This is a genomic window from Streptomyces sp. MS191 (genome assembly GCF_008042125.1).
Taxonomy (GTDB): Bacteria; Actinomycetota; Actinomycetes; order Streptomycetales; family Streptomycetaceae; genus Streptomyces.
Window position 1 is genome coordinate 1 of the sequence record NZ_RDBI01000031.1, and the last position, 20,166, is coordinate 20,166.

General features: G+C 70.2%; 19 protein-coding genes and 1 pseudogene. 10 read left to right on the forward strand and 10 right to left on the reverse strand.

The window, feature by feature from the left end:
- From EAO71_RS03485 to EAO71_RS03495, 3 genes and pseudogenes are all read left to right on the forward strand, one after another.
- Nucleotides 1–284 (forward strand): annotated as a pseudogene (locus EAO71_RS03485) (LLM class flavin-dependent oxidoreductase); the annotation flags it as partial.
- On the forward strand, nt 281–1,003 hold the full coding sequence (locus EAO71_RS03490; RefSeq protein WP_147976283.1) for an alpha/beta hydrolase: 723 nt from the start codon (nt 281–283) through the stop codon (nt 1,001–1,003). The pseudogene EAO71_RS03485 and the gene EAO71_RS03490, both read left to right, overlap by 4 nt.
- Nucleotides 1,004–1,007: 4 nt before the next feature.
- Complete coding sequence (locus EAO71_RS03495) at nt 1,008–1,682, forward strand: winged helix-turn-helix transcriptional regulator (protein WP_147976284.1); 675 nt, start codon at nt 1,008–1,010, stop codon at nt 1,680–1,682.
- Between the two features lie 157 nt (nt 1,683–1,839).
- Here EAO71_RS03495 and EAO71_RS03500 read toward each other — a convergent pair whose 3' ends face one another.
- The 4 genes from EAO71_RS03500 to EAO71_RS03515 form a co-directional block, all read right to left on the reverse strand.
- Nucleotides 1,840–2,139, reverse strand: a complete 300-nt coding sequence (locus tag EAO71_RS03500; RefSeq protein WP_147976285.1) for a hypothetical protein — start codon at nt 2,137–2,139, stop codon at nt 1,840–1,842.
- A gap of 222 nt (nt 2,140–2,361) precedes the next feature.
- Nucleotides 2,362–3,756 (reverse strand): DUF5685 family protein, encoded by a 1,395-nt coding sequence (locus tag EAO71_RS03505; protein WP_147976286.1) that lies wholly within the window; start codon nt 3,754–3,756, stop codon nt 2,362–2,364.
- Nucleotides 3,757–4,121: 365 nt separating this feature from the next.
- Nucleotides 4,122–5,621 (reverse strand): DHA2 family efflux MFS transporter permease subunit, encoded by a 1,500-nt coding sequence (locus EAO71_RS03510; RefSeq protein WP_147976287.1) that lies wholly within the window; start codon nt 5,619–5,621, stop codon nt 4,122–4,124.
- A 140-nt stretch (nt 5,622–5,761) separates the two neighbouring features.
- Nucleotides 5,762–6,481, reverse strand: coding sequence for a hypothetical protein (locus EAO71_RS03515; RefSeq protein ID WP_147976288.1), 720 nt, complete (start codon nt 6,479–6,481; stop codon nt 5,762–5,764).
- A gap of 254 nt (nt 6,482–6,735) precedes the next feature.
- On the opposite strand from EAO71_RS03515, the gene EAO71_RS03520 reads away from it, so the two are divergent.
- Both EAO71_RS03520 and EAO71_RS03525 read left to right on the forward strand, forming a co-directional pair.
- The gene (locus EAO71_RS03520; RefSeq protein WP_147976289.1) at nt 6,736–7,038 is read left to right on the forward strand and encodes a WhiB family transcriptional regulator; all 303 of its coding nucleotides are present in this window, start codon (nt 6,736–6,738) and stop codon (nt 7,036–7,038) included.
- A 156-nt stretch (nt 7,039–7,194) separates the two neighbouring features.
- Nucleotides 7,195–7,821: a class I SAM-dependent methyltransferase gene (locus tag EAO71_RS03525; protein WP_410093947.1), complete on the forward strand. Its 627-nt coding sequence runs from the start codon at nt 7,195–7,197 to the stop codon at nt 7,819–7,821.
- A 51-nt stretch (nt 7,822–7,872) separates the two neighbouring features.
- On the opposite strand, the gene EAO71_RS03530 is transcribed toward EAO71_RS03525, so the two are convergent.
- The gene (locus EAO71_RS03530; RefSeq protein WP_147976291.1) at nt 7,873–8,985 is read right to left on the reverse strand and encodes a hypothetical protein; all 1,113 of its coding nucleotides are present in this window, start codon (nt 8,983–8,985) and stop codon (nt 7,873–7,875) included.
- A 368-nt stretch (nt 8,986–9,353) separates the two neighbouring features.
- Between EAO71_RS03530 and EAO71_RS03535 the strand changes: the two genes are divergently transcribed.
- Nucleotides 9,354–10,163 (forward strand): hypothetical protein, encoded by an 810-nt coding sequence (locus EAO71_RS03535; protein ID WP_147976292.1) that lies wholly within the window; start codon nt 9,354–9,356, stop codon nt 10,161–10,163.
- Nucleotides 10,164–10,477: 314 nt separating this feature from the next.
- Here the strand turns inward: EAO71_RS03535 and EAO71_RS03545 are convergent, their stop codons facing one another.
- Nucleotides 10,478–11,746 (reverse strand): ATP-binding protein, encoded by a 1,269-nt coding sequence (locus EAO71_RS03545; protein ID WP_147976294.1) that lies wholly within the window; start codon nt 11,744–11,746, stop codon nt 10,478–10,480.
- Nucleotides 11,747–12,030: 284 nt separating this feature from the next.
- Here EAO71_RS03545 and EAO71_RS03550 point away from each other — a divergent pair, with 284 nt between their 5' ends.
- Nucleotides 12,031–12,633: a hypothetical protein gene (locus EAO71_RS03550; protein WP_147976329.1), complete on the forward strand. Its 603-nt coding sequence runs from the start codon at nt 12,031–12,033 to the stop codon at nt 12,631–12,633.
- A gap of 152 nt (nt 12,634–12,785) precedes the next feature.
- Here EAO71_RS03550 and EAO71_RS03555 read toward each other — a convergent pair whose 3' ends face one another.
- Nucleotides 12,786–13,295 carry an allene oxide cyclase barrel-like domain-containing protein gene (locus tag EAO71_RS03555; RefSeq protein WP_261991974.1) on the reverse strand — a complete coding sequence of 170 codons (510 nt, stop codon included), beginning with the start codon at nt 13,293–13,295 and terminating at the stop codon, nt 12,786–12,788.
- Between the two features lie 602 nt (nt 13,296–13,897).
- Between EAO71_RS03555 and EAO71_RS03560 the strand changes: the two genes are divergently transcribed.
- Nucleotides 13,898–14,257: a hypothetical protein gene (locus tag EAO71_RS03560; protein ID WP_315986585.1), complete on the forward strand. Its 360-nt coding sequence runs from the start codon at nt 13,898–13,900 to the stop codon at nt 14,255–14,257.
- A 434-nt stretch (nt 14,258–14,691) separates the two neighbouring features.
- Complete coding sequence (locus EAO71_RS03565) at nt 14,692–16,056, forward strand: glutamate decarboxylase (RefSeq protein WP_147976297.1); 1,365 nt, start codon at nt 14,692–14,694, stop codon at nt 16,054–16,056.
- A gap of 261 nt (nt 16,057–16,317) precedes the next feature.
- On the opposite strand, the gene EAO71_RS03570 is transcribed toward EAO71_RS03565, so the two are convergent.
- Genes EAO71_RS03570 through EAO71_RS03580 form a run of 3 tightly spaced genes read right to left on the reverse strand, consistent with a single transcriptional unit; the run spans nt 16,318 to nt 18,765 of the window.
- Nucleotides 16,318–17,220, reverse strand: a complete 903-nt coding sequence (locus EAO71_RS03570; protein WP_147976298.1) for a sucrase ferredoxin — start codon at nt 17,218–17,220, stop codon at nt 16,318–16,320.
- Nucleotides 17,221–17,230: 10 nt separating this feature from the next.
- Nucleotides 17,231–18,421 carry a cupin domain-containing protein gene (locus tag EAO71_RS03575; RefSeq protein ID WP_147976299.1) on the reverse strand — a complete coding sequence of 397 codons (1,191 nt, stop codon included), beginning with the start codon at nt 18,419–18,421 and terminating at the stop codon, nt 17,231–17,233.
- Nucleotides 18,422–18,432: 11 nt separating this feature from the next.
- The gene (locus EAO71_RS03580; RefSeq protein ID WP_147976300.1) at nt 18,433–18,765 is read right to left on the reverse strand and encodes a BatC protein; all 333 of its coding nucleotides are present in this window, start codon (nt 18,763–18,765) and stop codon (nt 18,433–18,435) included.
- Nucleotides 18,766–19,340: 575 nt separating this feature from the next.
- Here EAO71_RS03580 and EAO71_RS03585 point away from each other — a divergent pair.
- Entirely contained in the window at nt 19,341–20,117 is a 777-nt protein-coding gene (locus EAO71_RS03585) for a VOC family protein (protein ID WP_187282552.1), read from the forward strand.
- The last annotated feature ends 49 nt before the right edge of the window (nt 20,118–20,166 follow it).

Sequence of the window (20,166 nt, forward strand, 5' to 3'; positions counted from 1 at the left end):
TTCCCGCCCTGTACATGACGCTCTGTCTGGACCAGGACCAGGAAAGGGCTCACCACCGCATGCGGAGCAGCGTCGAGCGCTACTACGACGCCCCGCTCGAACGCGTCGCCGCCGTGCAGTGCCTCTTCGCCGGCACCGTCCGCCAGGCCGCCGACCACCTCGCCGGCTATGTGCAGGCCGGCGCCCGGCACCTGGTGATCCGCCTGGCGACCGACGACCACGAGGCCGGCTTGGAGGAGCTCGCCGACCAACTGCTGCCCCTGCTGCGCCGGGAGACCCGATGACCACCACCTACGTACTCGTCCACGGCGCCTGGCACGGCCCCTGGGCCTGGGACCGCGTCGTCCCCCTGCTGCACGCCGCCGGGGCCCGCACCACCACCCCGGACCTCGGCACGCCGGGCGACCGCGGGCTGCACGATCACGCCCGGACCGTCGGCGCCGCCCTCGACGCGGTCCCGGACGACGACGAACTCGTCCTGGTCGGCCACAGCTACGCGGGCCTGGTCGTCCGGGAAGCAGCGGACGCGGCGCGCCGGACCGTCGACCACATCGTGCTCGTGGACGGCTGGGCAGGACCCGACGGAGCCGGTCTGTTCGCTCTGGCCCCCCAGGCCTTCGCCGACGCGATGCGCGCCGCCGCCGCGGCATCGCCCGACGGACACCTGGTGCCGGCGCCACCCCCGGCCGCCTACGGCATCGTCGAACCCGACGACGCGGCCTGGCTGGCCGCACGACTCGTCCCTCAGCCTCTGCGTACGTTCACCGAGGCCAGCCGGCTGACCGGGCGCGTCGACGCGATACCCGGCACGGCCGTCCACTGCCGCCCCTCGACCTTTCCGTTCGACCGCTTCGGCGCGGCCCTCGGCTACCGGACCCGCGCGCTCGACGGCCCGCACGACATCATGCTGACCGATCCGGAGCCGCTCGCCCGGCTGCTGCTGGACGTCCGCGGACCCGGAAAGCCGGCGATTCAGAAACAAGAAGCGCGAAGTCTAGAATGAGGACGTGGAGCAGCGAACGTACAACCAGTACTGCGCGACCGCGCGCACCCTCGACCTCGTCGGCGAACGCTGGACCCTGCTGCTGATCCGCGAACTGCTCACCGGGCCCAAACGCTACGGCGACCTCCAGACCAGCCTGCGCGGCCTCGGCACCGGATTGCTCGCGGCCCGGCTCAAGCACCTCGAACGCGAGGGTCTCGTCCACAAGATCACGCTCCCGCCGCCCGCCCGCACTCCTGCCTACGCCCTCACCGAGGCCGGACAGGAACTCGGCCCCGCCGTCCTGTCCCTGGCCCGCTGGGGCATGAAGTGGGCCATGGGCGAACGGCGGGAGACCGAGACCTTCCACCCCGGCTGGGCGGTCCTCGGCCTCCGTGCCTGCTTCGAGGCGAAGGCCGCGGCCGGACTCCGCGCCGTCTACGAGTTCCGGGTCGGCGACGAGGTCTTCCACGCCCGGATCGACGACGGGACGATCGAGGCGCTGCACGGCCCCGCCCAGCACCCGGACGCGACGGTCGCCATGAGCGAAGAGGTGTTCCTCGGGGTGACTGCCCAGGGGCAGACCCTCGCCGAGGCGATCGCGGCAGGGGCCGCCACGGCGAGCGGCGACACCGAGGCCCTGCGCCGACTGAACGGACTCTTCCGGCTCCCCTCTCCCCGCTCCCGTTCGGCGGGTTGAGCCGGCCGCCGTGTTCGGCGACCTCATCCAGGGCGCAACGGGCGTCGCTCTCGGCGTGCCTGCCGGCCGCGACAGCGGCCCGCGGGCAGGCCAGGACGACGTCAAGGGCGACGTCCGCGGTGCGCAGCATGCGGAGGTAAAAACGGTTGAGTGGGCGTCACTTGCTGCTGCGCCAGTTGTCGGACAGGTGACCCCAGTCGGCGCGGACCTGGCGGAAGCCGATCGAGCCGAGGAGGTCGTATGCCTCGCGACCGTCCAATCGCGCCTTCGCGCCGGTCACTTTCTCGATCAGGTCGGGGCCGTAGTAGAGGCCGGTGCCGATCATGACGAAGAGTTCGCGTTGCGTGAGGTCCTGGGCGTGGGTCGGGGGTATCTCCGAGGCGGCTGTGATGACGGCCTGGCGGTCGATGGTGTACTCGGTGCCGCCGATGCTGCGGGTGAAACTCTCAGCGCGCATGGGACCCCTCCCAGGTCAACATCCAGCACGTGTCCGGCGATCGTACCCGGAGGCGGGGTGCGGGAGTGGAGCTGTCCAGGGAAGGGCCCCGTCCCTGGACGCAGGTCCCACCAGGAGCCCTGGTGGGCCCGCGTTCCAGGCGCCCCGGGCCGGTGTGGAGAAGCTCCAGCGCCGGTTCCCCTCGGGGCTCGCATGGTTCGTTCGTCGTTCGTCGTTCGTCGTTCAGTCGCAACAGTCGCAGCAGCACTTGCACGGGTTGCAGCAGCCCCCGCCACAGCCGTCACCAGAGCCCCCGCCGGAACCACCAGAGCCGCCGAACCCGTGGCCTCCGCCCGAACCCCCCGAGGAGCCGGACGAGTTGCCGCCACCATGCCCGCCGAACCAGCCGTCACCCCCGGAACCGTCCCTGCCGGAACCGCCCCTGCCGGAGGCATCCCGGCTCGAGCCGCCGCCGCTGTTGCCGTCGCCGAACTGCCAGGGCTCCCCGTCACCCGGATCCGCGTCGTCGTCGCAGCGGCAGCAGTTGTAGCACAGCCTGCAGTCGCCACACAGCCGACGCTGCTCGCGACACCGCCGGCACTCTCCCTCCGGCGGCCTCCCGGATGCCGTCGGCGCACCCTCTGGGGCCGCACCCGCGAGCACGCCGACACCGCAAGCCGTGCCGGTGCCGGTCTCCGAGGGCTCCTGGGTCGCCGTACGGCGCCCCAGCCAAGGCAGCATGCGCAGGCTCGGCGTCCGGCGGTCGTGCTGATGGTGGCGATGCCGGGGGTCGAAGACGCGATCGACAGCGCGCTCCAACTCGCCACCCAGGAGAGCCTGTACCAGGCGCCCGTCGACGAACACGGCATCGGACAGGGAGAGCCGGATTCCGTGAACGGCGTCGTCGCAGAGTCTGCGCACCTCCGCGCGGTCCGCGCCGGTCGCGGCGATCGGGTTCCACGCGCCCGACACCTCGTCCGCGTCCAGGTCCTCCACCGCATCCAGCAGATGCGCCAGTCGGCCGAACAGACGACCCGCTTCGGCAAGCGGTTCCGCGTTGTCCGGTCGGTCCGTGAGCACGGCGGTGTAGGCGAAGGCGGCGGCGGTTGCCGTTTCCGTGGGTTCCGTGACCGTCAGCAGCGAGCCACCTCGGCCGGTCGACCGCTCGATCCCGGGCTGGCGCTCGACCGCGCCGAGCAGCACCGAGGTGTCGAAGCCCAGCCGTTCGCCGCCTGCGGCACCCGCGCGGTCCCAGCCGTCGGCGATACGGCGTGCTGCCATCGCCACCGGGCGGCGTCCCAACAGGCCGTCGCGGTCGGCCACGTGGTCACGTATCTTCGCGGCGGCGAGCACCAGCGACACCGTCGCCGCCAGCCGTGCGCCCTCGCCCTGCGCCACGTCCGCCGACCGCATTCCGCGCAGCGGGCACGGGCCGGCCCCTCGCCGCCAGTCGCCGGTTCGCTCCGACTGCGCTTCGGTCAGTACCGAGACGATCAGACCGTCATAGTTGGTGGCCACCCGGGCGAACTGCCCGTACTCTCCGCGCAACGCCAGGCACAGCCCACACAAGTGCGCCATCCACTCGGTACGCAAGCCCTCGCCCAGCCGATGACGGCACGGCCTGATGATTCCGAACACCGCGAATCTCCCCCGTAGAACAGCTTCCCGGACGCATCCGGTCGGACGTCTCAGCTACGGAAGACCGCTCACCTGGCAGGACCTCGCGTGACGTCAACCGCATGCGCCACCAACGCGCGGTCGTCATCCTAGATGGCCCTGCCGAGAGGCGCCCACAGAGGTGGGAAGCGGCCCTGGACCTGCGACGACCGCGGACGACGAGCACCGGTCCGGCTCAAGCCCCGGCATGGCCGCGCCGAGGGCGAAGTACGCCCGTCACCGGCCGGGGATCACCTGGTCGGTGACGGGCGTAGCGCTCGGATCCGCGGACTCGGATCGGGGTCACCGTCGGCACCCCGGCCGCACGGCGTTCCCCCGGACACGACCTAGGCGGGCTCAGCGGCGGTCTTGGTCGTCGTGGTGCCGTCTTCGTCCTTGGCCTCCGGCGCATCAGGCTGTTGCGGAACGGGCGGGGTGCGGACCAGCAGTGCGACCAGCACCGCCAGCCCACCGAGCGCGGCGCCGATGCCGAATCCCCATTGGATGCCCGTGGCCAGGGCGTCCGTGGGGTCGGCGCCATCGGCTGCTGCGGTGGCGGCGCGTCCCGACATGACACTGATGACGAGGGCGGTGCCGGCGGCGGCCGCGACCTGCTGGAGCGAGCCCAGGATGGCGGATCCGTGCGGGTACAGGTGCGGCGGAAGTACGGACAGGCCGGAGGTGAAGACGGGAGTGAAGACGAACGCCATGCCGGCGCTCAGCGCCACGTGAAGGGCGAGCACCAGCCACGGCGAGGTCTGTTCGCCCGTGAAGGCGAACAGCGTGAGGCAGAGCGCGGTGAGTGCGGCTCCGGGGACGACCAGCCGTGGTGCGCCGAGCCGGTCGTAGAGCTTTCCGACCTGTGGTCCGAGCAGGCCCATGGTCAGGCCGCCGGGGATGAGGAGCAGCCCGGTCTGCAGTGAGGTCAGGCCGCACACCTCCTGCAGGTAGATCGGCAGCAGGATGAACGCGCCCATGAGTGCCATGAAGGACAGGCACATCAGGCCGAGTGCCACGGAGAAGTGGCGAAACGTCAGGGCCCTCAGGTCCAGCAGCGGTGCGGACGAGCGCTGCAGTGCCAGCTGCCGCCAGGTGAACAGGCCGACCAGCACGGCACCGACCAGGGTCGTGGCCTCCGGGGGCACGACCGCGGTGGCTTCGTCCCCGGCGCCGAGACCGCTCAGGCCGTAGACCAGGGCGCCGAAGCCCGCAGCCGCCAGAGGGACGGACGGCCAGTCGATCGGGACGGCCTGCGGTTCGCCGATGTTGACGAGTTGGCGCCGACCGACGATCGCCATGGCTCCGGCGATGGGCAGTACGGCCAGGAACAGCAGGCGCCACGTTCCCAGCTGCAGCAGGACGCCGGAGGCCGCGGGGCCGAGGGCGGGTGCGACGGAGATGACGAGGGTGATGTTGCCCATGACACGGCCGCGGTCGTGCGGAGGCACGAGGGTCATCAGCGTCGTCATGAGCAGCGGCATCATGACGGCGGTGCCACTGGCCTGGATGACGCGGGCGATCAGGAGCACGGGGAAGGCGGGTGCGGCCGCTGCCAGCGCCGTGCCGGCGATGAACAGCGTCATGGCCAGGCCGAAGGCGGTCCGGGTCGTCACACGCTGGAGGAACCACCCGGTCACCGGGATGACGACGGCCATGGTGAGCATGAAGGCCGTGGACAGCCACCCCGCGGCCGCCGCGGTGACCTCGAACTCGCGCATGAGCCGCGGGATCGCGTTGACCATGATCGTCTCGTTGAGGAGAACGACGAACGTGGACAGCACGAGAATCCGCAACACGGCGGTGACACGGTCGGGCGGGAGCGTGGGTGTGGCGTGTGGTGCGAGCATGGCGCCTTCCGTCAGGTGAGTGTTCTCCGCACGTACAGGTCACACCGACAGACCGCAGCGCCGGGAAGAACTCATCGGTGTTCCCCGATCCTGTCGGCGCCGCCGCCGCGCACTCAAGCGATTTTTCCGACCCGGCTCCCTCAGGCCCCGGCCGGGACCACCTCGGCGGAACCGGAGTCCTTCGCCTCGGTGGCGGGAACAGCTGCGGGCCACGTGTAGAGGACCAGGCCCTGGCGGTTGTCCTTCTCCAGCTTTCCTTGCGCCACCAGCTTGGTCAGTGCGTTGCGCACGACCTGCTCCGATGTCGCACGCTCGGGGTGCGACGTCTCCAGTTCGGCGCGGATCTCGCTGACCTTCTTCGGCTCACCGGGCTGCTGCTGGAGGAGATCGGTGAGGAGTTCGCCGAGTGTGGGGTGTTGCGAGTTGACGGACTTCCTGGCCGCAGCCTTGGCGGGTTCCGTCTTTTTCGCGGGCGCGGTCTTCCTCACCGCCGTCTTCTTCGCCGGAGCGGACCTGGCCTGCGCCTTGCTCGCGGTGCGCTTCGATGCGGTGCCCTTCTTCGCCGGGGCGGCGCCGCTCGCGGTCTTCTCCGCCCGCGGCTGCGGCACGGCCGCCTCGTCCCGCCCTCCCGGAGTCGGGGCGACGGTGGTCGCCGGCTGGTCGGCGGCCGGCGATGACGCCTCGACGTTCTCCGCCACCGGCATGGAATCAAGGGTGCCGGCCAGCCACTTCTCCTCCTGGCGCAGCTGGTTCAGGCGCGCGGTGAGGGTGGCCTGCTCGGCTTGGTTGGCTGCCAGATCGGCGGCAAGCTGCTCGGCGTACTTGGTCTGGATCGGGGGATGGACCTGCTCGTCGGCCACAGCGGCCACGCTCCTTGTGCGGGATGGGTGTTGGGGCCGGATGCTACTTGCTGCACCTGTGCGGGTGTCGCCTTGTCGGGACACATCACCCTCACGAGCAACGTCGCCCCGTAGCGTCGCCCGGGAGCACGTGCGCTCAGCCGGGGGAACGGTCCTGGGCCACCGAGCGGTTGACGTCGTTCAGGTGGCGCCCCTGGAACGGCATAGGCTCATGACCCGGGAGCGGCACGGCCCCCGACGGGGAGGACGGAACGTTGGAGAAGGACGACCATTGGTCCGATGAGGCGAACTGCCGGACAGCCGACCCGGAAGGCTTGTTCGGCCCGAGCTCGGACCAGAAGCGCGCAAAGAGTGTGTGCACCGACTGCCGCGTGCGTCTCGCCTGCTTGGCGGAAGCGCTCGACAACCGGATCGAGTTCGGCGTCTGGGGCGGCATGACGGAACGCGAACGCCGGACACTCCTGCGCCGCAGGCCGCACGTCGGCTCCTGGCTCCACGTCCTCCGGAAGGCGGACCCCCTTCAGGATCGACCGCGCGCGAGGTCGGAGTACAGGTGACGAGCGCGCCCCTGACCGGGGCTGCCACGCCCTGACCGCGTCCGCGTCTTGGCGACGTTCCGGCCCGGCTGCCACGCCCTGACCGCGCTCCGGTGCGGGGACCGGCCGGGGCCGGAGAGCGTGCGAACGCGCGCGACTGCTAGCTTCCCTCCCGTGATGGGGCACCAGGAGGAGACCAGAGCGGCCTACGACGGGGTCGTGGAGCTGTACGCGTCGATGTTCGCCGATCGGTTGGAGACACAGCCGTTCGCGCGCAACATGATCGCCACCTTCGCCGAGCTGGTGCGCGGCACGGGGAACCGACGGGCAGCCGACGTCGGATGCGGACCTGGACACCTGACGGCCATGCTGCACGACCTGGGGCTGGACGCCTTCGGGCTCGACCTCTCCCCGGGCATGGTCGACCATGCCCGGCGTGCCCATCCGACGCTCCGGTTCGACGAGGCACGGATGGAGGCCCTGCCACTCGAGGACGGCACCCTCGGCGGCGTCCTGGCCCACTATTCGATGATCCATACCCCGCCCGGGGAATTGCCCGCGCTGCTCGCCGAGCAGGTACGGGTTCTGGCGCCAGGAGGTCTGCTCCTGGTCTCGTTCTTCGGAACCGAGGGGCCCGAGCCCATCCGCTTCGACCACAAGGTGGCGCCGGCCTACAGCTGGCCCGCGGACCGGCTCGCGGAGATGCTGGCCGCGGCCGGACTGGACATCGTCGCCCGGCTGCTCCACGATCCGGCCTCCGAACGAGGCTTCCTCGACGCCCACTTGCTCGCTCGCGTCCCCTAGGGGTGTCTTGTCGATCTTGCCGGGCTCCCGGCGTGATCGACAAGACGCCCCCTAGCGACCTATTCCGTAAGCCTGCGGTGTCGGGGAGGGACGGGTACGGGACAACTTCGCGGCCGTGCCGCGAGCCACTTCGAAGGCCATCGCCGGATTCCCGTCCTCGCGCCAGGGATGGGCGCCGCACCACGGTCCGATCAGGCGGAACTGCTCCAGGGCGGGCCCGTACATCATCGAACGGAGCAGGTAGTGCGCCAGCAGGTGGCGCAGGACCGGCAGGCGTTCGTCGTCGGGCGTGACCTGGTCGAAGGAGGTGGCCACCTGCTTCAGCAGGTTCCTTCTCATGGGCGTGACGGGCAGCGCGGCCGGCGTGGGCCGGTCGGTGAGCTCGTTCAGCGCGTGCAGGTAGATTCCGGCGAGCGGGCTGCCGGGCGGGGCCTTGCGAACCGCCTGGCCGGCGAACCGCAACATCCGCCGGTCGCTGCCGAACCACTTGGCGCACCAGTACTGGAGGGCCTGCCAGTGCCCCTCGTAGTGGTGGGGTGCGCGGGCGACGAGCCCTGCCCAGAGCGGCTTGAACTGCCCGCGGCTGTACTGGGCTCCGCGCGCTGCCGTGACCATCACGACCCAGGGGCCAGGGTTCGCGGGGTCCAGAGCGGCGGCCTCCCGGGCCTCCTCGATCGCGGCCGGGAGCATGGCGCGGAAGCGGTTCATGTCCGAGGTCATGACCTCGTGGGCGAAGCCGCTGCCTCTGATCTCCCAGGCGCGGTGCACCATCATGCTCGCGTGGAGGGTGGCCGCGTCGCAGTTCCCGGGCTCCGCGACGCGCCAGGCGTCGAGCCAGGCGTCGTCCTCCCGGGCGACCTGCTGCAGGAGCTCCAGCCGGGCCCAACGCTCGTCCCAGTCCTCGCCTGCGGCCAGGACATACCGCTCGGCGGGCTTCCAGTCTCCCGCCCATGCGGCTTCGGCCACGGCCTGTCGCTCCTCCGCCCGGTGGGCCGGCGGTGGCGGGCCGGGGCGCCGCGAGTCGAGCTGCTCACGGGGCGGAAGGCCGTAGGCGGACGCCACGAAATCCTCGCGGACCCAGCCGGCGGTACGGCGGGGGGTGACGAAGAGGCGGTAGAGCACGATGAGGAACACGCCGAATACGGCGGCCAAGAAGACGGTCACGACGGGGAATCATTCCCGAGGTGATCACTCTCCGCAATAGTCCAGGCCAATGAAACATCGAGGTCAGAGCCGGGCGCCGGTTCGCAACCCCGAGTCGGCTCGGGACCGGTGACCCTCGGCGAGCGAACCCGGAGCGCGATGTCAGGACCGGAGGCCGGGAAGGGGGCAGCGAACGGTGCGAGGTCGCGTGCACGGCGGTGACCGCGACGGTCCCGCCGGGGCGGGATGCGCGGTGGCGACCTCACCGTTCCCCAGGGGTACGCCACTTCAAGGTTCCGATGGTCGTGCGAGTACACGGCCACCCGGGCAGCGCAGCGATCATCCCCACGCCGTACAGTCTCGCTGTTCAAAGGGGAGGGAACCCAGCAGTGAAGCACCACACCACCGGTCGCCGCGCCGCCGCGACCGCGCTTCTGATCACCACCGCCATGATCACCGGCACCGCCTGCGGTCCGAGCACCACCGACACCGGTGCGCAGCCGACCCGGAGCGGCAGTCCGAGCCCGACGAAGCCCAAGGACGCCTTCGACGGCCTGAGCGGCGAGCAGATCAGTGACAAGGCCAGGACCGCGCTCGGAAACGCGAGGTCGCTGCGCTTCACCGGCAGCGGCCCGGACGGCCAGGGCCACATCTACACCATGGACATCTCCATGGACCGGACCGGATCCTGCCGGGGCAAGATCACCCAGCCGGACGGGAGTGCCCTGAAGCTCATCAAGAAGACCAGCTCGGTCTACCTCAACGGCGACGAGAAGTTCTGGCGGGCCTCATTGGCCTCGTCGAAGAAGGCGACTGCCCGCCAGGTCGACACGATCGTCGAGGCCATCAAGGGGCGCTGGATCAAGGTCGACAAGAAGACGGCCAAGGCGATGACCCGYCAGRACTTCTGCGAACTCTCCACGCTGGTCGAGAAGATCGAAGGCGACTCGGGCGCCATGGAGCGCGGGGCTGACATCGAGCGGGCCGGCAGGCCGGTCGCCGTCGTCTACAGCCGTGAGGGCACCGAGGTCACCACGGTCCACGTGGCGAAGACCGGCGAGCCCTACCCCGTCGAGATCAGCACGACCGGCGGCGGCGAACTTCCCTCCTCCATCGTGCTCAGCGAGTTCGACGAGCCCGTGGACGCCAGCCCGCCGGCGGCCGACCAGCTCCTCGACATGAACAAGCTCCGCCGCTGAGCCGACCGACGGCCGGACCGGCAGCCGGTCGGATACGGGCAGCGATGACCCACGCGGGCCGTTCCGACGCACGGCCCGCGTGGGAGCCACGGGCGACCGCGGGAGATCCGTGGCGATCTCGGGGTGCGGCGGGTCCGTACGTCGTCGTCGCCGGCTGCCGCCTGCACCTACCCGGCGGGCGGAGGACTGATCACCGTCGACCCGGAACCCGGCGGCACCTCCGCGAAGGTCGCCCTCGAGGGCGAGGGAGTACGGAGCATGGAGGCAGCGGAGGAGGGTTGGTCACGGGCCCGGCCCGGTCCTCGAACCGCGTCCTAGATCCGGGCGAACGCCTCGGTCTGGTGAGCGAACTCCTGAGCCATGGCCGCGCTGACCGTGGGCATGGTCTCGCCGATCGTGCGCAGGTAGTCCTCGGTGGTGGGTCGGGCCCGGGTACCGGTGTCGAAGGTGAGCTCGAACTGGGCCTGGGAAACGGTGCGCGCCACATGCGCGATGTCGGCAGGGGTGAACCCCTCGCTGGCGGACGCCAGCACCGCGCTGTCGGCCTCCGCGGCCGCTCGGGTCAGATAGCTCTCCCACAGGGCGGTCCTCGCGCGGTCGTCGGGCGGGCCGATCGGCAGCACGTAGTCGAAACGGCCGTGCCGCAGGAACGCGGTGTCGAGGGTGGTCACGTCGTTGGTGGCGCAGACGAGCAGCCGTCCGTCCTGGCCCCGGAAACGGACGATCGCCTTGAGTAGTTCGTTGACGACACCGACCGCGGTCGCGTCCGCGCCGCTCCGGGTCCCCGCGATCTCCTCGACCTCATCGATGAAGACGAGGACGTGGTCGAGCCGGGCGATCTCGTCGAAGCGACGGTTCAGCCCGCTCGCCAGCCCGTACTCGGCAGCCAGCCGGGCGGGGAACAATTCGAGGAACGGCCATCGCAGACGGCTGGCTATCGCGTGCGCGAACGTGCTCTTCCCCGTCCCCGGCGGCCCGAACAGCATCACCGCCCGTGGCAGCTCGACCCCGTGCTGGGCGGCCATTTCGGGATGGGCCAGTGGCAGGACCAGGCGCCGCTCGATGAGCTCCTTCTCCCTCTGCATGCCCGCGACCTTCTGCCACAGGTCACCGGGTGGCAGCTCCGCTCCGAGCGACGAGAGCATGCTGACCGCCTGAGGAGTCACCCGACCGCGCTTCTCGAAGAAGACCAGGCCCGCACGGGCGCCGAAGCCGCAGTTGTGCAAGGCGGTGGCACCGGTCTCGCCGTCGGGCAGGACCGCGTGGACCGTCCGGACGCCACCGGCGAACAGCCGGTGCTCCAGAGCCGTGATCAGATCACTGCCGAGCCCCTGGTGCCGCCAGGCAGGCGACATGCTGATGCGCAGGATCCACGCCCGCTCACCGTCCACCCTGCTCACCGCGGCGCCGACCACCACATCGTCCGCGGTGGCCACCACCGCCGGGTGGAGGGCCTGGAGGGCCGCCACGGCGTCCGAGAGCGGAAAGAGGGGTGGCTCTTCGGCCGTGCCGCTCTCCGCGTCGACTCGGATCACCGCTTCGAGATCGTCCTGGGTGTAGTCCCTGACATGCCAACCCGTCATGGTCAGCTCCGCGTGTTCGGCCGTACTCCCATCATCGGCCGACATGCGCGGGACGCGCACGTCGGGCGACCAGCATGGTCCGCGAAACCTCCGCGGGCCGGCGCACCGGGGATTCCGGGTCGTGGAGCCGGCCGGGCACGGAAGTCCGTGTGGCCGGTTCGATCGCGGGGGCCCGCCTTCGACGAAGCCTTCGTCGTCTCGGCTTCCGTCACGGCTTCCGTCACGGCGGTGTCGCGACGGTTTCGGATCTCGACGAGATGTCGTCGTCATTCCAGAATCGGGGCATGGACGTTCCCAAGCTGCTGGAAGCCGCCTCCCTGCTGGTCCCCGAAGCCGTCGCCACCGAGAACGACATCACGGTGAACGACGTCTGGGAGTACCTCGCCCACGACGAGTGGGAAGTCGCTCTCGACCTGTTGGAGCAGCTTGGTGAGGTCCAACCGCTTCCCCTCACGTTCTGGCAGACCCTCGCCACCGCCGCCGAGCAGATGCGCCTCGACCGGAGCGCGGCCTGGTGTCACTGGCGCTGCTTCGAAACCCGCAACGGCATCATCCGAGTCGACCTCACCCTGGTACCGGCCCACGAGGGACGCCGGCAGACACCCTTCTCCGGCGCCGGCGTCCTACGACCGATGTGGAACATCGGGGGGAGAACCCGGACAGGCGAACCCGACCTCTGCACAGCCGCCCTTTGGGTGGAGTTCGCGCCCTTCATGGAGCCCGGAGAACAGGCCACGGTGCGTCTCGCCCCGCTCTCTCCGCCGAAGTGGCAGCAGCTTCAGCCCGGCCAAGTGATCACCATGCACGAAGACCGGACTGTCGCTGGAACTGCCGTCGTCCTGGACATCCAGGGCCCATCAGTCCCGCCCGTCCCTCTGCGGTCGTAGTGGGTGGTCTCGCCCCCGAACTGCCGTCAGTCTTCCTGGCATTCCTGGACCAGTCGATCAGCATCTGCCCTCCGAGCCGGTCGACAGGTGCTGTCCCTGGAGGGGTTTCGGGCTCGCCCCGGTCAGGCCTCACCAGGCGGCGGCCGGGTCGGTCAGCCCTTGAGGTTGATCGTGAAGCGCCTCGTGCCCGTAGCGATCGTGTCGGCGTGGACCGAGCCACGAGCCCGGGCGTATTCCCCGGTGCCGCCGGTGATCCCGTTGTCGAACGAAGGGGGAGGGCCCGGCTTGAGGTGACCGAAGACCATCCCCTGCACGGAGAGCTGGCCGCCCGGGAGGGTGTACGTCACGGCGCACACCTCCGCTCCACCGTCGGTGACCCGGGTGGTGGTGCAGGTGCCGGCGGTCTCGCCGACCTGCTTGCCGGCCTCGTCGAAGAGGAGCGAGCGGACGACGGTCCGATCGCCCTGGGCGGGGGCGCCGCCGGGGTTGACCGGGAAGCGTGACTGCTCCGCGAGCCGACCGATGAGTGTGATGACCCGGTCTTTGCCCTTGGCGGGGGAGGGATCGCTGCCCGTCGCGGACGCGGCAGCAACAGGGGCGCAGGCGAGAAGGGTGACCAGCGCAGTTGCCGTGCCGAGACAGGCTGCTCTGATGGGGCGCATCGTGTGGCTCCTGAGGTGGATGCTCATGGATGGTTCGGTGCCGCATTCATAACCTCAGCTCTGCCGCACCCGGCGCGACCGTCGGAAGATCCGTCCAATCGGACGAGCCCGGGACGAGAGACGGCCCGACCTCGATCTTCGGTGGCATCGGTGCGCCCCGCCACGCTCGCTGGGGGTCCCTGAGGGCTGCCCCGCAATCCCTGGCGGGGGCACGACGCCGGCCAGGGCGCTCAGTGAAGAAGTCGCACGATCCATCACCCGGCTCGAGAGCTTCTGAGCGGCGCGGACTTCGTCGCATGCCCGTGACGCCACGGATCCTCATCCGAGGACGTCTTCGCAGCCGCCTGCGGAGCTCCCCCGGGTGGTGATGTCGATGTCGCCCGTACCGGTGTTCCATTGCCGCGCTCGAGCAGTAGAGTCGTCGTGATCACTACAAGGGGGGCCTCATGCTGATCCGGCGTGTCCGGCGTACGGCGATAGTCACTGCGGTAACCGCGGCCTGTCTGCTGTCCTGTTCGGCTGGTCCGGACGATTCCTCTGGGGGCGCTGAGACCCGGGGTACCTCCCGCTCCTCATCCACCGCTGTACCGCAGGACGCCGTGGTGCGGGAGACGCCCTCCGTCACGCCGGCCATCGAGCCCTCTCCAGGGCCGGAACTGGTCCGTGACGCCTTCGCCGGGCTCCAGGCCACACTCAACGACAGCTGCACACCCGGCTCGGGAGACTGCGCATACGTCCTGGGCAGGGTCCACGAAGAAGTGATGGGCCTCGATGCCGCGATGAAGGCGGACCCGAAGGGGCCTGGTCACTTCCCCGAGCCCATCGCGTGGATCGGCAGCCTCCGCACGACGCTCGACGGCGACGTCTCCGCGAAGAACCTGGACAGGCATCGCACCGAGCTGATCGGCGTTCGCGACCGGATCAATGTGTGGATGCAGGATCACCCCGACGACTACCGCTGAGCGCACATTCAGAAGTCGCGCTCAGCGGTCCCTGAGGTCGGTCCGTAAATGATCTTCCCGTTTTCGAAGGTGCGCGACTCCGAGGTCTTCATTGACGCGACTGCTGACCCCGGCACCGGTCGGTAGGCCGGCGTTGTGGCAGGTCGCGGATCACCGGCAGGTGATCGACGGGATACTGCTCCGGGTGCGGAGCGGCATGCAGCGGCGTGGCCCGCCTGAACGGTTCGGCCGGCGAGGTCGACTGGGATGTCTCGGGCGGTTCCACCATGGTGCGGGCGCGGCGGCATGCGGCGGGGCCCGTCTCAACCGGTCTGTCGTACGTCGGTTGCATTTCTGCCGTACGCCGACCGCCGCGTGTACGCATGGCAGAGGCCGTCGTTCTGCTTCGCGTGTCTCTTCGCCGAGGCGGCCACCGGCGCTGTTTCAATCACTCTATGACCAAGCGTGATGATGCGGCTCTTTTCGGTAACCGATTCCTGACCGCCCCCGCTCCTTCCCAGACCTTCCCCGAGGAGGGAATGGCGGCGACGGACGCGATGAGGCTGCTGGCCGTGGACCTCGCCATGGAGGGGGACCCGCAGCGCAACCTCGCGACGTTCGTCACCACGTGGATGGAGCCAGAAGCACAACGGATCATTGCCGAGAATCTCCACCGCAACTTCATCGACCACGCGGAGTACCCGATCTCCGCGGAGATCGAGCAGCGGTGCGTGCGCATGCTCGCCGACCTCTTCAACGCGCCGGGCAAGACCACCGGATGCCGGACCCAGGGCTCGTCCGAGGCGATCATGCTCGGGGCGTTGTCGCTCAAGTGGAAATGGCGGGCGCGCCGGCAGGCCGCCCATCTGTCCGTCGACCGACCCAACCTGGTCTTCGGCGGGGACGTCCACGTCGTATGGGAGAAGTTCTGCCGCTACTTCGACGTCGAGCCGCGGATCGTGCCGCTGGCCGAGAACAAGTACACGATCGGCCCGGAAGACGTGGAGCCTCACCTCGACGAGAACACGATCGGCGTCGTCGCCGTCCTCGGTACCACGTTCACCGGCCACAAGGACGACGTCGTCGGGATCGACAAGCTCCTGCGGGACATCCGCAAGGAGCGAGACCTCGACATCCCCATCCACGTCGACGGAGCCAGCGGCGCCTTCGTGTGGCCCTTCCTCTACCCGGACTCGAAATGGGACTTCCGGCTGGAGCAGGTCCGTTCGATCAACGTCTCGGGACACAAGTACGGCCTGGTCTACCCCGGCATCGGCTGGCTGATCTTCCGTGAAGAGTCCGACCTGCCCAAGGATCTCGTGTTCTACGAGAACTACCTGGGCAAGACCGACGCGACGTTCACACTGAACTTCTCCACCGGCGCGTCGATGGTGCTCGCGCAGTACTACAACTTCGTCCGCCTCGGTCGCCAGGGCTACACGTACATCATGAAGATGATGCAGGAGAACGCCCACGTGCTGGCGGAGAACCTGCGTAGCAGCGGCCGCTTCGAAGTGATCGGGAGGGATCTCGAGCAGTTGCCGCTGGTCGCCTTCCGCCTCGCCGGCAAGCACGCGTACGACGAGTCCGACGTCGCCTGGCAACTCGCCGCGGAGCGGGGCTGGATGGTGCCCGCATACACGCTCCCGCCCAACGCGGAGGGCGTGAAGATCATGCGTGCCCTGGTCAAGGAGACCCTGAGCCGCGAGCACATCGATCGCCTGAGTGAGGACATCGCCGACGCGTGTCGGACCTTGGACGACAAGGGCGCCACGCACGGGGTCGAGCGCGCACAGGTCAAGCGCGGCACCGGTTACTGAAAGAGCGATGCTCCGGGCAAGCCTGGCCGCCGACCGGGAAACCTGCTGCGCCGTGCGGGATCGCATCCGCAGAGCTCTCCCCGGTCGGGCGGTCGTGGGTCAGTTCCAGCGGACCAGCGTTTTCAGCTGGTCGTCGGAGCCTTCCATCGGCGGCTGCGGAGCGGCGACCTCGTCGTTCCCGCTGGGTACCGCCTCCGCGTCCGTACACCTCGTCTGCCCGACCTCACCCGCCTCAGGGCCGCCGCAGCGGTGGCTCGATGCTCATCGTGACCCGACGTGAAGCGACGCGACGTCGTAGTACACCGCCGAGCTGGCGGACAGGCCTCGGCAGGTCAGCTGATGTGGCGCGGCGCGACGGGCGTGGACCTCGACCTCGAACACCGACAATCCGACAGGCCGGCCGGCGATGCGCATGCGCCATCGGTCGTCCTGCCGCACCGTCTCCTCGACGACGTAGTCGTGCCGGCCGGACGGCCCCGCGTGGTGGAGCACTGCGGACAGAGCGGCCTGCTGGGGTGGAACGAGATCGGTGTATCCGCGTAGGTGGTCGACGTGGATACGGTCCGCCAGATGCTCCTCGAGCATCACCATCGCCGTCGGGGCGTCGAGATTCCCGTAATAGACGCCGTCGGGTGCGACGAGGACGTTGGCGGCGTAGCGGTCGCCTCCGACGTGCGTGCACTCCCAGACCAGGTCCGGCCACCGGTCGGTCAGTGCCCCTGCCACCGGACGGCCGCGGATGGCGCAGCAGGTGTCGTGCACACCATGGGCGCAGACCAGGAGGAGGGGAGGACGGCCCCGTTCTCCGGGCGCGCCCAGGGCTCCTATGATCCCGGCCAGGTCCTGGTCGCTCTGCCAGGTGCCCCATGTCTGACGGTGGGCGCCGCCCCTGTCGTGGTGGAGGACCGCCCACCGTGGCGGAACGTCGGGCCGGCGGCGTCCGGGGCGTCGGATGAGCAGGATCCGGGCGCGCGCTGCCCGGGCGGCCGAGTACACCCGCGCCTTGACATCGGGTTCGAGGTCGAGGCCCTCGTACCCGTTGGCCGGCCACCCGGACCGGTACTCGATGAGGATCCAGACCAAGCCGTAGGGCGCCGTGCCGGCGAGCGCGTCGCCGCGCAGGCGGGCCGCCTCGGCGCAGAAGAAGCGTGCCGGAGCCTTCATGCTGGGCGCTTCATGGCTCGGCAGCCACCAGTACACCCGCACGCAGGAGCCGTTCGACGAACGGCAGCCCGAGGTCGCCCGCCTTGTGGACGTCCTCGTCGAGGACCTGGTGCGCCGACGGGAGGTCCTCAGTAGGGAGGTCGAGCCAGCCCACGCGCGTGGTCAGGCGCACGCCTTCCAGCCGGGCTGCCAGCGCATGGCGAAGGCGCACCGGCGTATCAGGGGCGAGGTTGTCCACCGCCGCGAGCTGTGCCAGCGGTCCCATCGGTGCGGGGCGGGACTGGGAGCGTCGGGTGCGGTGGAAGGCGGGCGTTGGATCGGAGTCGGCCAAGGCGGCTACGAGGCGCTTCCGCACGAGGGTCAGGTCGTCTCCCGGCCCGCTGGTGCCCAGGGGGAGGGAGCCGCGCATCTCCGGGTCCGCACGCAACAGGGCAAGGGCAGACTGTGCGAGCTGTTCGGCCAGCGCGTACCGCGTCCAGTTGTGGATGCCGAGCGTCAGATGGATCGACACCGAGCCCTGTGCTTCGGCGGCGTGCAGCCAGCCCCGTGGCAGGTACAGGACGTCCCCCGGTTCGAGGCCGGTGTCGATGCACGGCACTTCCCGGGCGGCGTCGACGACCGCCGCGCGGTGAAGCGTCCAGGGCTGGTCGGACAACGGATCAGGGTGCACGGGCTCGCGGACCGTCCAGCGCTTACTGCCGGCGATCTGAAGGACGAAGACGTCGTGGACGTCGTAGTGGTCGTCGAACCCGCGGCTCTGCGGTGGGGTGACATAGGCATTGGCCTGAACGGGGTGGCCCAGCTCGGTACCGAGCCGCGAAGCGAACTCCGTGATCGGTTCCCAGGTTCGTTGCAACGCTTGGAGGACCAGGGTGCTGCCGGCGGCGAAGCTGCGCCACAGAGCGGTGTCGTCGATCTGGTCCGCGATCGTCGCCCCGACCCCGCCGGGAGACGTGAAGGAGGACTCAGGCAGGGGGGAGCCGTTGTCGACGACTCGCAGAAACGGCGTGCGCAGCCCGCGCCGGGAGATCAGCTCATCCACGGCGGATGCCGAGAGCAGGTCCGAGAAGTCACTGGCTCCGCGCGTCAGCAGCGGGGCACGCCCCCAGACGTCGCGGGCGAAATCCTCGCGGCTGAGGCTGACCAGACGTGCCTCGAGTACCCCGCCGCCGGTGTCGGGCCCGCTGTCCCGAAGCGTCATGGGGACGGAACTCAAACGCCACTGCCGGTCTCGTCGGCTCCTCCGTCCGCGCCGCCGTCGTGGACGTCGGGTGTGCCGGTTGCGCCGCCGTCGGCGGGGCCTTCGGCTCCTCCGTCCGCGCCGCCGTCGTGGACGTCGGGTGTGCCGGTTGCGCCGCCGTCGGCGGGGCCTTCGGCTCCTCCGTCCGCGCCGCCGTCGTGGACGTCGGGTGTGCCGGTCGCACCGCCGTCGGCGGGGCCTTCGGCTCCTCCGTCCGCGCCGCCGTCGTGGACGTCGCGTTCACCGGTCGCGCCGCCGTCCGCGGGCCCCTCCTGCTGGGTGGAGTCCTGCTCGGGATGGGTCATGTCTCCTCCTCCTGGAGAGCCGGACGAGCAGATGTTGGTCATGCGAGGCACCCCCGAACCCTCCTTACACGCTCGCTCACACGCATGTCGGCGGCAACCGGAGCGTGGCAGCGGCCGTCCGGACGGGATCCGGGACACGCAAGGTCCACGGCAAGCGGGAAATCGGGAGCACGGTGTGCGAGTTTTCCGCCCCGGCGATGCATCGCTCACCCCGGGGACGTCAGGGCCTCTTCACGAGGGCATCGCGGGTCATGTGTGAGCGGCCGGGTAGATCGCCGGCAGCGGCCTACTCGTGGAGGAGGTGTGTCCCTCCCCATCCGGTCGCGCCTCCACAGGTGGGGCGATGGCTTGCGCGGATCTGGCCGTCATGCCGCTGCCCGCGCTCCGGCTGCCTCATCAGAGGCGCGCAGCCCCTCTGGAGTGGCTGGCCGGAGCGGACCGAAGCGCCTGGCAAGCTGACCTGGCGCCGACCGCACGGCCGGCGCGTCGCACCCCACTGGTGCCCCGGGCGGCCCGCGAACGGTCGAGGGGCTCAGCACAGAGCGAGGTTCGTGGTGGCGGTTTTCAGTGACGCGATGTTCGGTGCTCCCTGCTGGGTCACCCTGCTGACCCAGGATCTCGGAGCGGCGCAGGACTTCTATGGCGCGGTGCTGGGATGGGACTTCCGGCCCGACACACGCCGCGAGAACTTCTGCGTGGCGCTTCAGGACGGCGCGCCGGTCGGCGGCCTGGGGGTGTTGACCGGTCACGCCGCGGCGGTCGCGTGGACGCCGTACTTCGCCGTGACCGACGCGAACGCGGCAGCCGACCGGATCCGTGAGCGCAGCGCGACTGTCGCAGTGGGTCCCCTGTCCTTCGGCGGTGGCAGGGCCGCGCTGGCCGCGGACAGGGACGGCGCGACGTTCGGGATCTGGGAAGGCAGGGTGCGGCCGGGCTGGAGGATCGGTACACGCAAGGCACCGGCCCGGCTCGAGTTGCGGACCAAGGACGCCTTCGAAGCAGCCATTTTCTACGGCCAGGTTCTGGAATGGGGGACCGGGCGACCCGGGTCGTGCGAAGTGACCTATGAGGGATCGGAGGTCGCCTTGCACCACGACCACGACATCGTCGCTCGCATCAGTGGAGGCGCGGCGCGGACGGATCCGGATCCGCTGGGGCGCCCGCGATGGCATGTTCACTTCTCCGTCGCCGATCTCGACGCAGCGATCGCGCAGGCCGAGTCCCGCTCCGGTCGCCTCGTCTCCCCGGTGGTCAGCACAGCCGCCGAACGGCGTGCGTCCCTGCGCGACTCCGGGGGCGGACTCTTCACCCTCACGGCACCGCGCACCGCCGGCGAGACACCAGCGCCATGACGGGTCCGTCGTCGCGGGCCGTACGAGGCGGCGCGGCCTTCGAAGAGCG